General features: G+C 47.8%; 12 protein-coding genes. All 12 read right to left on the bottom strand.

From position 1 onward, the window contains the following. Positions 1 to 56 precede the first annotated feature (56 nt). The 12 genes from csaB to spoIID all read right to left on the bottom strand — a co-directional run bounded on the left by csaB (position 57) and on the right by spoIID (position 12,816). Positions 57 to 1,184 (bottom strand): polysaccharide pyruvyl transferase CsaB, encoded by a 1,128-nt coding sequence (csaB, locus tag AC3WU2_RS07540; protein ID WP_492452809.1) that lies wholly within the window; start codon positions 1,182 to 1,184, stop codon positions 57 to 59. Next, positions 1,160 to 3,175 (bottom strand): DUF5693 family protein, encoded by a 2,016-nt coding sequence (locus AC3WU2_RS07535; protein ID WP_492452807.1) that lies wholly within the window; start codon positions 3,173 to 3,175, stop codon positions 1,160 to 1,162. The genes csaB and AC3WU2_RS07535 overlap by 25 nt, the downstream gene beginning before the upstream one ends. Positions 3,176 to 3,281: 106 nt before the next feature. Beyond that, positions 3,282 to 5,000, bottom strand: a complete 1,719-nt coding sequence (locus tag AC3WU2_RS07530) for a phospho-sugar mutase (RefSeq protein WP_492452805.1) — start codon at positions 4,998 to 5,000, stop codon at positions 3,282 to 3,284. Positions 5,001 to 5,063: 63 nt separating this feature from the next. Continuing rightward, the gene (gene fabZ / locus AC3WU2_RS07525) at positions 5,064 to 5,486 is read right to left on the bottom strand and encodes a 3-hydroxyacyl-ACP dehydratase FabZ (RefSeq protein WP_018754726.1); all 423 of its coding nucleotides are present in this window, start codon (positions 5,484 to 5,486) and stop codon (positions 5,064 to 5,066) included. A 191-nt stretch (positions 5,487 to 5,677) separates the two neighbouring features. Then, positions 5,678 to 6,223 carry a CDP-alcohol phosphatidyltransferase family protein gene (locus AC3WU2_RS07520; protein ID WP_314589702.1) on the bottom strand — a complete coding sequence of 182 codons (546 nt, stop codon included), beginning with the start codon at positions 6,221 to 6,223 and terminating at the stop codon, positions 5,678 to 5,680. A 110-nt stretch (positions 6,224 to 6,333) separates the two neighbouring features. Further along, positions 6,334 to 6,582 (bottom strand): DNA-directed RNA polymerase subunit beta, encoded by a 249-nt coding sequence (locus tag AC3WU2_RS07515; RefSeq protein ID WP_018754724.1) that lies wholly within the window; start codon positions 6,580 to 6,582, stop codon positions 6,334 to 6,336. Positions 6,583 to 6,606: 24 nt separating this feature from the next. After that, positions 6,607 to 7,455 (bottom strand): flagellar hook-basal body protein, encoded by an 849-nt coding sequence (locus tag AC3WU2_RS07510; protein WP_492452801.1) that lies wholly within the window; start codon positions 7,453 to 7,455, stop codon positions 6,607 to 6,609. A gap of 60 nt (positions 7,456 to 7,515) precedes the next feature. Beyond that, positions 7,516 to 8,427, bottom strand: a complete 912-nt coding sequence (locus AC3WU2_RS07505) for a flagellar hook-basal body protein (protein ID WP_492452799.1) — start codon at positions 8,425 to 8,427, stop codon at positions 7,516 to 7,518. A 70-nt stretch (positions 8,428 to 8,497) separates the two neighbouring features. After that, on the bottom strand, positions 8,498 to 9,499 hold the full coding sequence (locus tag AC3WU2_RS07500) for a rod shape-determining protein (RefSeq protein WP_492452797.1): 1,002 nt from the start codon (positions 9,497 to 9,499) through the stop codon (positions 8,498 to 8,500). Positions 9,500 to 9,680: 181 nt separating this feature from the next. Then, entirely contained in the window at positions 9,681 to 9,968 is a 288-nt protein-coding gene (gene spoIIID / locus AC3WU2_RS07495; protein ID WP_018754720.1) for a sporulation transcriptional regulator SpoIIID, read from the bottom strand. A 460-nt stretch (positions 9,969 to 10,428) separates the two neighbouring features. Beyond that, a complete protein-coding gene (locus AC3WU2_RS07490; RefSeq protein ID WP_492452795.1) occupies positions 10,429 to 11,178 on the bottom strand; it encodes a peptidoglycan DD-metalloendopeptidase family protein in 750 nt (249 codons plus the stop codon). Positions 11,179 to 11,559: 381 nt separating this feature from the next. After that, positions 11,560 to 12,816, bottom strand: coding sequence for a stage II sporulation protein D (spoIID, locus tag AC3WU2_RS07485; RefSeq protein ID WP_492452793.1), 1,257 nt, complete (start codon positions 12,814 to 12,816; stop codon positions 11,560 to 11,562). Positions 12,817 to 12,837 lie beyond the last annotated feature (21 nt).

Below are 12,837 nucleotides of genomic sequence, written 5' to 3'. Positions count from 1 at the left end.
ACGAATAACTCATCCTTTGGGTCATGATAATATGATCTCAGCGGCTCCCTACCTTATTAACGGAAATACTCAACGATTAGTTCTGCAGGTTCGCTCGCTTGTTGTTTTAAATTTTCGATAGATTCACGTTTCTCAGCTTGCCATTGCGCTCGGTTATTTAATAGATAGGAAGCTTCGGCCGACATCAGGTCAGGATTCAGGACATCTGTCGTACCTACTGGCTCCATCTGCAAGCGATGCAAGAAATGATCGATCTTCGGATCATACGAAATCCCAATCATCGGGACTTGCTGCGAAGCCGCATAGATCAAAGAGTGCAATCGCATACCAACGAGCAACTGACATCGACTTACTTCCGCTAACATCGCTTGCGGTTGTTCATGCGGCGGGCAGATGGAAACTTGACACCCTAATTCCGTAAGATCCCCCATCCGTTCGATGATATACCTTGAAGCTTCTTCATCACTTGGCAGATGGAACGGCAGGAATCGCAAATGGACAGGACGTTCCTCACATAACAATCGAAGCGCATCCGCAATTCGATGCATGTCGCCACGATCCTCTTTCCAGAACCGTACGGAGACGCCCACCATAGGCAGCGTCAGCTCACTCGCATCCAACTCTTCCGCATGGATTTCAGGATCTATGGAAATCGGCAAACCCATTACTGGGTCCGGAACCACGTGAATACGCTCTTCAGCAAGTCCCATCAACTGCAAAAGTTCGCTCGATTCGATATCACGAACCGAGACGAATTTGCTGCGTTGAAAAGCGTTACGTATGAACGGGAAGAAAGCCTTCCGATTGACCGGTCCTACCCCTTGCGAATAGATAAACGTCGGCTTTCGAAGCCACTGTGCAAGCTTAATGACGCCCAAATAATACGGAATTGTCTTCGAGCCTGTCGCATCCTGCAGCAAGCTTCCCCCGCCGCTGATAAGACCATGGCTCGTCCAAATCGCACGGAACACTTTACGGAAGTCCATCCGATGTACCGCTTGAACCTGGTATAGACGTTTCGTTAACCGCGGATTAATCGATAACACAATTGGAACAATCGGAACTCCTTGAGTCTTCGATTCTTGTTCCAGCGCCGTCAAAATGGATCTCAGCACCGCTTCATCCCCGCTATTGTTGAACCCGTAATATCCTGAGATGACTATTCTTCGAGGAGTGGCGACCATTTTTTCCAACACCTTTCAACGATTTGCCAGACCAGAATTGCGACCAACCCGATAATTAAGCCAAGACCAAGACCTAATAATCCACGAATGAACGAAATAATGACTGGCGAGTGAATATGCGCGAAGGTATCGACCATCGATAATTGCCCCATCACTGCAATAATAAAGAAGAAACGTCCCCACGCATAACGAAGCGAAATGAAGAGTCCTGCCATAAATAACGGATGCGCAAGCAAAAATTCTTTATTCCGTGGACGAACGCCCATCAAGTTCTCAAGCAGCGAGCGGAAAGTCAGTTCTAATGAAGATACATTACCGCTATTTCCTGTTCTCGTTAAATAGTAGTACCCTGCTGCAGCCGCGAACACGAATGCAACGACCATAATAACCGTTATCGGCATACGAAGCCATCTACGTATTTCTTTGACCACGGAATCCCCGCAATACAAGAATACATACAATGCCACGAGCCCGATCGGAGCCAAGTGCAGCAGACTTACACCGCGGAATTGGTTCAATACCAAGCTGTAGCTGATATTATTGAGCAGCGCAATCATAAATGGAACAGCCATCAAAGAGATTATCGCTGTCTTCACATACTGAATAAGGGTATGAACAAGACGTGTCCCACTTGATAAGTTGCTGTTGCTTTCCCGAAGGCTTTGCGTCTTACGAATAACGAGAATAATCGCAATCGTCGGCGCACTGATCGAGACGCCAAGCGCTAATGCTTGTTCGAGCATAGCCGGCTTCAATTTGTACAATCCTGCTGCACCGATCAGCCCAAGAATGAACGCCGGCGTCATCAAGAGTGGTATGAAATACGAGATCAATAACGCAATGAACGCAACCGCTCCGAGCACCACGATAAGCTTCAAATAATGCTGCAAGCTTGAGTCTGCCACTTGGAAAGGCTCAGCTTGTCCCATCGTAAACCCATGTTTCTCAATATCACGGATCGCATGCCCCGGCGCTTGTAAGCTGTGCACCAGATTATCGAGGGAATTCGTCAATTCCGCCTTCGTCAAATCCTTCGCTGGAGCTGTATTCAGATACAACATACGGATATTACGGTCCTTCGTCGCAAGTGAGAAGCGATCCGAGATGGTCGCCGGCGATAAGGAAGAATCCTGTTCACTCAATGAGTAAAGTCTAACTACATTGTAATCGATCAGATAGGAGAGCTTCTGGATACCCTTTTGCGGCTTCTTCAAATTCTCAATCGTAGCAATCCCAATATTATGTTCCTTCAATCGGTTCGCAAAATCCGTGAGCGTGCCCTTGTCCGCTTCATCCGTAAATCCTGTAACCGACTCCCCATCGAAAATAATCCGGCTAACGCCCAAATCGGAATAGGTCGATAGCAATTGTTCTGTCTTCTGCGAATCGTACGGAAGAGCATCCGTCAGACGCGGTACGATATGAAATCCACGATCGTGGAGCATTTTCATCGTCATAGGATCTTGTGGCATCGGTTTGATCAGAGCCTGATCTGGTGAAGCTTCAATCACAAGCCCATTCTGATCCTTGAAGGACCATGATCTTACTTCGTAACCTAGCCGGGTAAACGTATCCCGAATGATTGGCGCCAAAGCTTTCTCATTCTCCGCACTTGTAAACAACAAGTTCGTATAGTTCTGCTGCAAATTGACAGGCTGTCCTGTTAATAAAGCCAACTCATTCGCATTAAAGAGCTGAATCTTGCGGCTGGACTTGAATTCAGATAGTGTACTCTCGTACATTGACATGGATTGAACGCCAGCATCTTTTAATTTACCAAGCCATTCTTGAACAAAAGCGTCCGGGTTCGGCTGAACCGCAGCGACATCTAATAAATCGCGATAATCAAAAACAATTTCAACTTTTTTCGAAGTATTCTCCGTCTGGATACGGTCATAGACAACAGGCATCGCAGCGATGATGGCCACGATAACAATCCACCATAACCATGAGCGAACACGTGTATTCCAAGGATGCAAACGTTGAAGCACAGAAAAACCTCCTAAATGATGTACATAAAATTTCAATACCTCTCCAGAAAATTTGAAGATTTTCCAGAGAGGTCGTAAGTTTGATGCGTTTAAATGGTACTTAAGGCTACAAGCGCTCTACAACAGCCTCGACAAGACGGTTTAGCGCCGCTTCAGACTCGCTATAGGACTCGCCTTGCACCGCAAAATAGATCTTGATCTTCGGCTCTGTGCCCGATGGGCGAAGGCAGAACCACGACCCATCCTCTAGAATGAACTTGAGTACATTCTCAGGCGGTAAGCCGTCAACGCCAGCAGAGTAATCGATGCATTCGTTGATGTTCACACCTGCAATCGATTTCGGTGCTTGCTCGCGCCATGTTGTCATGATCGCTTGAATCTGCGCAACACCGTCAATTCCCTTCAGTGTACGTGACTCTAGCTTCTCCATAAAATATCCAAAGGATTCGTACAATTCATGCAGCACGTCGTACAACGTCTTCCCTTGGCTCTTATAATAAGCAGCCGCTTCACAGATCAACATTGCGGCAATGACCGCATCTTTATCCCGCGCATAGTTTCCTGCAAGATAGCCGTAGCTCTCTTCGTAACCAAATAAATATGTATAATCTCCTGATTGCTCGAACTCGGACATTTTCTCGCCAATATATTTGAAGCCTGTCAACGTATTCATCACGGTCGCACCATAGTGACGTGCAATCGCCGCACCCATCTCACTCGTTACGATCGTCTTCACTACAGCGCCATTCGCCGGCAATTGCCCTGCCACTTGGAGCTGGCTAAGCAAATAATTGACCATGATCGCACCCGATTGATTACCTGAAAGGACAACATACTCGCCATCTACATTCTTCACAACAGCGCCCATCCGGTCAGCATCAGGATCCGTACCGACAATAATGTCAGCATCCACTTCTTCCGCAAGCTTCATTGCAAGCGTAAAGGCTTCACGCTCTTCTGGATTCGGCGATTTCACAGTTGAGAAATTACCATCCGGCTGCTCCTGCTCGGCCACAACATGAATATGCTGGAATCCAATCTCCTCGAGCACACGGCGTACAGGCATATTCCCTGATCCATGCAATGGCGTATAGACGATACGGAAATTCTCCCCGAGTCCGCCTTCTCCAGCAATCAATGCACGATTACGGCTCTCAGCGGCAACCGTCTGGATGTACTCTTGATCTTCCACATCCCCTAACCATACGAGCAAGCCTTTCGCTTCTGCTTCTTCTCTTGAAATGCTGCGAATGGCTGCAAAAGAAGGTACACGCCCAATTTCAGTGATAACTTGCTCTGCTTCATGAGGGACAAGCTGGCCGCCTTCTCGGTTATAGACCTTGTAGCCATTATATTCTGGCGGGTTATGGCTTGCTGTAATGACAATCCCACCCGTTGCACGCAGTGCACGAACCGCATACGATAGCTGTGGTGTTGGGCGCAGCGATTTGAACACTTTAGCTACAATCCCATTCCCTGCTAACACGAGCGCCGTCTCGAGCGCGAACTCTGGCGAATGATTACGCGAATCGTAAGCAATAACAACAGAAGGTTGCGCGGATGCCCCTGCCTGTTGCCCCAGAATGAATGACGCAAAGCCTTGTGTCGCACGTCCAATGGTATATTTATTCATCCGGTTCGTTCCCGCACCCATAATGCCGCGCAAGCCGCCCGTACCAAACTCTAATTCTTTATAGAATCGTTCTTCAATTTCACCTGGTTGATCAGCAATTGCCTGTAATTCTTGCTTGGTCGCTTCATCAATGAGTGTATCTTGAAGCCAGCTTTCATATATTTCTTGCGCAGTACGTGTTTCAGTTGTCATTAGAAATAAGCTCCTTCCGTATTTTAGGTTTTATCTCTATTGAGTACATACTCACCTTTGCCATTAAGCAAGGGCAAACATGATTTCTCCCTCACATACCACTTTATCGCCAACGGTCGCGACAGCTTTTCCTTTACCGATTGGCCCCTTCAAGCGGATGATCTCCACTTCAAGACGCAGTGTATCGCCAGGCGTGACTTGATCGCGGAAACGGAATCCATCCAGCCCAGCCAAGAATCCAATTTTACCTTTGTTCTCTTCCTTCATTAGGATTGCTGCTGCACCCACTTGAGCAAGAGCTTCAACAATAAGCACGCCCGGCATGACAGGATGTCCAGGAAAATGGCCTGCAAAATGCGGCTCGTTCATCGTTACATTCTTAATCCCTACTGCACGTTTGCCTTCTTCCACTTCGATAATGCGATCTACGAGTAGGAATGGGTAACGGTGAGGAATAATTTCTTGAATTTGTTGCGTATTTAACACGATTTTTGCCCCTTTCGAAATTCACGCCCGATCAGCGTATGAATAAAAACCCCATGCGATGCAAAAGCTACCATCGTCCTTCATGTGCTGCAGAATGTGAAGGTTAAGATAAGGAGCTTATTTCGAGTGCATAACTAGCCTCTTAATAAGCTCTTTTTGACTTGTAAAGATGCTCATGAATGTAGAAGCACTTAAAGACGTTCACCCTTATTGACAGATGAGATCGGGGCTTCCACTTGATTTAACCCTCTAAATTGTATGATATACATGATGGAAGTTACAAATGAAAAGATGATCACGCCCCATAGCAGCATTTCAGCATATGGAAGCTGGAAGAAAATCCACATGATTGCGACGTATAGCAATACCGTAGTCAGCTTCCCCATCCAATTCGCTGGAACGGTCTGAAGTCCCCTAAAATGAAAAAAGGCAGACCCAACAATCATCCCTAAATCACGAACGGCCATCGCTGCCGCTGCACTCCAAGAGAGATCTCCTGACCATAGCAAGGAAACCATCACGGCGAGCATCATGGACTTATCTGCGAGGGGATCTAACATGACACCTACTTTGGTAATTTGATTCGTTCTACGCGCAATATAGCCATCTACAATATCCGTTAGTCCCGCTACCAGAATGATGAGAAATGCGATATATCTAGCCCCATAAGCGAAGACCAAGATATAAATGGGGATTAGCATAAAGCGGGCCAACGTCATTAAATTGGGCACATTCAAACTAGGGTCCCCTCCATTGTCTCAGTTCTCCCAATCATTATACAACTCTGGTAATAAAAATAAAACTCCCCGGTAGGAGGAGTTTCATACTGGCCAAAATGGCCTATGCTCTATTTGGCAAAGATGAGATCGAATACATGTTGCCACGTTGCCCATTGAAATACATCTCCAAGCGGTCGTTTGCCAACGATCACATAACCGACGGATAACCCGGCATAAATCACAATAACCCATACCGCAATAAAGATCAGAATACGCCAAGCTCGCCATGCGGGCTTACGCTTACGTTTCTTCACCGTCGTCTGTTTTGGTTTATTCACACGAGCATCCTGTCTCATTTCATTACTAGCTTCATTCATTGGACTATCCCCACTTCAACTGCGCTAGCCGCGCAGATTATTCGCGAGTCCCATCATCGTATCACTGGATGTTAAGGCTCTTGCTGTCAATTGATACGCGCGTTGTACTTGCATGAGATCAACCATTTCATTCGCAAGATTGACATTCGATTGCTCTAGAGCACCTTGCCGAATCGCAATGTCTTTCCGCGTAAATGGATCAGAAGGATCCATATTGGCTAGGTCTACAGTCTGCATAATCGATTTCTGCGCCCCAACGGGGAGCACATATAAATTCTGTTCGGTCTGTTGGAGCAGATTCGGCTGTGTTGGTTCAACTACTTTCAAAAACCCGATATCTTGAATATCCGAAGAACCCGGCTTCTGTGCCGTAATATGTCCTTTGGGGTCCACTTGCATCACATAGCCATTCGGAATACGAATCGGATCATCGTTGGTATCCATAACCATATATCCATGATCATTCGTCAAGTAAGCATTCTCCAGATCACCCTCAACCATGCTAAGTTTGAAGGATCCGTCACGGGTCCAAGCTTTATTGCCTTGCGCGTCCAACTCAATCTCGAACATCGCATTGCCCTCCACTGCAAGGTCTGTCGGAACGTCCGTTACCTTCAGTGATCCTTGTGTCGCATCTTCCGATAGTGCGGTCATCCGTGTCCCCCAAGACTGCGTAAACCCAAGTGGTGTCGCACGTCCCGGTTGCTTCATCTTCGAGTCATGCTGCTGGATATTCGTCAGCACGTCTTCGAACGAAGCTTTCTTCGCCTTATATCCTGTCGTATTCGAATTCGCCATATTATCGGAAATGATATCGAGCTTCTGCTGAATGCCTGTCATCGATACCATAGCGGAAATCATTGAGTTATTCATTGATATGTACCCCTTTCACGTGAAGCGGAAGTCTCCGCGATACCAAAGAATGATCTACTTCTAGACACGTCCCACTTCATTTACGGCTTTATCTAAGCTGCGATCGTAATACTGAATGATCTTCTGGTTCGCTTCATAAGCACGTGCTGCAGCCATCATATCAACCATGGATTGCGCGGAATCAACGTTCGATCGTTCAACCGAGCCTTGGCGCACTTCCACAGCATCTCTCAGTCCAAGTGGTCCTGCATTATTCGCAGCATCTTCTTCGGTCGTGAATTTATAATTGCCATCGCCTTCGCGAATCAGCAAATTCGGGTTCTCTATCCGGGTAATCCCAATCGCATTCATCCCCACAACAGGCTGTCCTGTTGCATTATCCAGCCACTCGCCCTTCGCATTTACACGGAGGTTCGAGATTGGGGCTGAATTCCCCAATTGATCTTTTAATTTAATCGGCTGACCGTTTGCACCGAGGACTAGTGAACCTGTACTGCTAAGCAGATTGTCATCCTTATCAACCTTGAATCTTCCGTCTCGGGTATAGCGCGTCTCGCCATTTGCATTCTGCACTGCAAAGAACGCCTGAGGCTTGTACTTCACTTCGCCGTTATCTAGGACTTTCCGGCCATTCGCATCAAAGACAATCGGCTCATTGGTACTCGGATCAATTGCTTCAAGATCCGCAAGCAGAGCAAAATCCGAACCATTTCCTGTCTCCGTTACATCGCCTTGCGTATACTGCGGCAGACTCTCCTCCGCGAACACACCTGTGTTCAACTTCCCTAAGGAGCCGCGCGGGTTATGATCGCCCCCCATTAACGAGACGAGCATCTCTGGAAAAGACCGTTCCACAGCATTGACTTGTTTGTACCCCGGTGTATTAATATTGGCGATATTATTGGTTACTGTATCATGTCTACGCTGCTGACTAATCATCCCTGCGGCAGCCGTATATAAACCTCGAAGCATCGTGGATCCCCCTCATCTAAATCGATTGATGCTATACACACTCAAATCTACGTATAAAGCATATATCGGTTTATCTGAAGTTTTTCTTTACGACCTTGTCCAAATTATCGAGCATAATTCCCGTACCTTTAACTACGCAATGCATCGGGTCCTCAGCAACAAGCACCGGCACCTTCAACTCTTCGGCGAGCAACTCGTCCAATCCGTCCAATAATGCGCCGCCGCCTGTTAGGATAACCCCGCGATCGATGATATCGGCAGACAATTCCGGCGGTGTCCGTTCCAATACCGACTTCGCTGCTACGACAATGCTCGTTACCGATTCCCAGAGCGCTTCCCGTATTTCACTCGAATTAATCGTCACCGTAAACGGAAGTCCAGATACCATATCACGCCCACGAATGTCCATCTCGGATTGGCGTCCATGCGGATAGACTGTTCCGATATTGATCTTGATATCTTCGGAAGTCCGTTCTCCAATTAACAATTTATATTTATTCTTAATATATTTCATGATCGCAGCATCGAACTTGTCCCCTGCGACTTTAATAGAAGAGGCGGTAACGACGTCGCCCATGGAGAGCACAGCTACGTCCGTTGTCCCGCCGCCGATATCAACAACCATGTTCCCGCTAGGCTGGAATATATCCATTCCAGCCCCGATTGCTGCTGCCTTCGGTTCTTCTTCCATAAAAACTTCCTTCGCACCGCACCGCTCTGCCGCCTGACGAATCGCCTTCTGTTCAACCGAAGTTATATTCGTCGGCGCACAGATCAGTATGCGCGGGTGACTGTACCATTTGCGACCGCCAACACGATCGATGAAATATTTAAGCATCGCTTCCGTAACTTCAAAATCGGCAATAACTCCGTCCTTCAGAGGGCGTATCGGAATGATATTACCCGGTGTACGACCGACCATGCGTCTTGCTTCTTCACCAACCGCTAGTACCCGTTTTGTTTCACTTTCGATTGCTACGACGGAAGGTTCGTCAAGCACGACACCTCTACCCTTTACGTGAATCAGCACGTTCGCTGTGCCGAGATCGATCCCGATATCCTTGCTAAGCATAATTGACCATGTCCTCCAAAGTATACAGTTTTAATAAAGGCAGTTCAAAATCACCTTTTGAACCCACGATAATATAAAAGCATTCGACATTACCCGGGAAATTCCTTCAAAAAATGTCATACCTCTATAAATTACCACACTTTAGATTATATGAGCAATTACGACTTCACCCCTCACGGTTCTAAGACTTGCCCGCGACGATCACTTCGCGCTTTTTGTTGCTCGTTTTCTTGTACTTAATCTTAGTTGCCTCTCCTCCCCGCAGATGTCTAATCGATTTGTGGTATTCCAAAATGTGCTTTACCTGGTCAGCAAGCTCCGAATTGATCTCCGGCAGTCGTTCGGTCAAATCTTTGTGCACCGTGCTTTTTGACACTCCAAATTCCTTCGCAATGGTTCGAACCGTGTTCTTCGTTTCCACGATACAACGGCCTATTTTAATGGTGCGTTCTTTGATGTAGTCGTGCACGCTCCCGCCTCCCTACTCGAGATAGTTTGGTACATTATATGAGGGGCGTGCCTATATATTCTTTGTTTCCAAGACAGACAAGCTGAAATCTGTACAATTATTTTCTGAAAACCATGAATTCGATTCTGTAAAAAGGCTGCAATCTCTTGACCAGACTGACTTTGCACGCCAAAAATGGCGAGCTCATCCCGGGATACCCGAAGGACGCTCTCACCTTCAACTTGATTCAAGTTACTCACTTGATTTCAACAAGCTGAACACGCTCAGCTGAAAAGTTGGATTCATATCTGTCGGATATGCTCCCGAAATTTTCAAGGGCTACGGTCATAAACCTTTTCACAGAATCTTTTGCTTCGCTAACAATTTTGTAAGCATGAAGTTCGACGCTTTATGGCAATAAAAAAACCTCCATCCGGCATAAGCCGAATGAAGGCTGTTTGGTTTAACGTTATAGCATTGTTTATTGTTTGCCTAATAGAGTCTGCGGATTGACCGGCTTGTTGTCCTTATGGACTTCAAAGTGAACGTGAACGCCAAGATCTTTCTCGAGTTCGTTACGACTGGCTGTACCAATCACATCGCCTTGTTTGATCTCCATATCTTTCTTCACTTTCAAGTCTGTCAAACTCTGATAGATCGTTTTCGTACCATCAGCACTTTGAATCTCGACCACTTGACCCGCAACAGGGTTCTTATCTGCTCTTGTTACTTTACCGCTGAGTGCAGCAAGAACTTCGAAAGGTTTGTCGTCTTTACGCGCTAAGTCGATCCCCACATTCGGAATGAATGTGTCGTTGTATTCGACCATTGCATCCTTATGTACTTCAGAGGAATCGTTCGTATCATAGAACGGCATAACGACTTTTACATCTTTCTCATTCTCGACAGGCCAAGCGATTGGTTCGCTGTTCGCAGCAATTTCCGTCGCATCCGGTGTTTTGCCATCCGTGGTCGCATCCGTTGTCTTTGTACCGTCTACATTCTCGGTGATGGTGCTCGTGCTGAGGTCTGGACTAGTTTTGGATCTAGCCCCCTGGTAGACGACCAATACGGTCAATAAGATTGCGATTGCTGCCATGTACACTGCTGGAAATACCCATTTCTTCGACATTGCTCTTTTCCATGAAGAAGGCTTCGCGCCCGTTACCCCTAGTGAATTTTTAGGAGATTCTTCATGACCTGCTTTGTTTTTGTTCTGTTCATTATTCATTCTCTATCACCTCAATAACCATTGTTACCAAGGCTTTTCCTTTTATACGTGATTGGAAAAGTAATTTTTAAGATTCATAGTGGTGGGATTGCGAGCATGTTTTGGGAGAAAGTAGTTCTAATGATATGAAAAGTAGATCCGAAGAGGTGTTCCACTCCAGCCGGCTCTTGTCCGCCCATTCCCTTGATTAGATGTTATGGATGGAATGGGCTACCAAAGGCCGGACGTAAACTCTTACGTGGAACACCTCCTTCTCCTTTTTTTATTTCATATAGAAGAAGGGACTCGGCAACATGCTGCAATTCGGGGGAGCAAGGGGCTTGCTAGGCTATTGAATTGAAGCCTCGACAAGCTTGTTAAAGATACATCTAACCCCGCTAGTTATTCCTGAGGCAGGAACTCTGTAGATTGTTCGAGAGAGATACCCGTATAGTAGTGTCTTAGAATCTCTTCTACCGACGCGCCCTCTTTTGCCATCCCATTCGCTCCCCATTGACTCATTCCCACACCATGGCCATAACCGTATGTCGTAATCTCAATATTGCCGTTCCGAATCTTCCATGTAAATTCACTTGAGCGAAGGCCCAGTTTCTCTCGCACTTCCTTGCCCGTGTAATTTTTGCCGCCAATCCGGATGAGCTTAATCCGGTGCCCTTCGGTCTTGGATAATACACGAGGCTCGGCAGCGTTCGCATAAGCCTGCTGCTTCCGCGTCACACTTGCCGAAGCAGGTAAGGAAGGCAACGACACGCGTAATCGTCTCATAAATTGATCGAGCGTCATACGAACAGTATCCGTGTAATGCGGCGCAATCGCCTTATCCCATGGACTCGACACGCTGCGCAAATATGGTATCTTATTCGGCCACACATCTTCGGAGTTCTCGGTATACCCGTTACTTGTCGAGAAGAAGGATGCCTCGATGGGTGACCCTTTATAAGTCATGACGATCCCTCGTGTCTCACTGACGGCTTGGCTCACCCGAGCGAGCTTCTTGCGATTCTCGTTCAATTTGAGTGTCTTGATCGGCAAATACGCTTGATGGGTGACGGTATCCGTCACATCTGCCCCCTTCACAGGAACGCCGGTCGTATCTTGATCCGCCATCCGTCTAACTATGAAGGTACGCGCGGCAATCGCCTGCGCTTTGAGGGCTTCCATCTCGAACTCACTCGGCATCTCGGCGGCAACAACACCGCGGACATACTGTTCGAGCGTAACTTTCTCGATCGCTTGGTCGCCCGCGAGGTAGACGCGGACAAGCGGTTCGCGCGGCACGGCCTCTTGCAGAGGCGGGCTCGGCGCGGGTTTGGGTTCACGGACGGCGATTGACTCGTCCGTCACAGGGCTGTGCTGCCGCTGCACGAGCAGCGCAGGAATGATCATGCACAGCAGGAGCATTCCCGCCGCCCAGGCGAGCGGGCCCCGCCGCGTCAGCCTGCGTGGCGGCTTGCGTCCAGCGCGGGCGACGACTTCGCCGCGCGGGACGCGGGGTTCGCGGGCGGGTGCTTGCACGCCCGCGGTGGGGCTAGCGCTCACGCGCTCGGTGCGGTCCGCACGTGCGCTGGCGCTGCTCTTAGGCCCGTCCTCCGCAGGACGGGCGTGATCCTCTGAAAGCTTCACCGTCATTCGTGTCATTGCTAGGTTCCTCCGTCTGCT

This window comes from Paenibacillus sp. EB106-05-06-XG162 (genome assembly GCF_058791655.1).
Note: the sequence above shows the minus strand (reverse complement) of the source record. Positions and strands in the feature narration are given on the sequence as shown.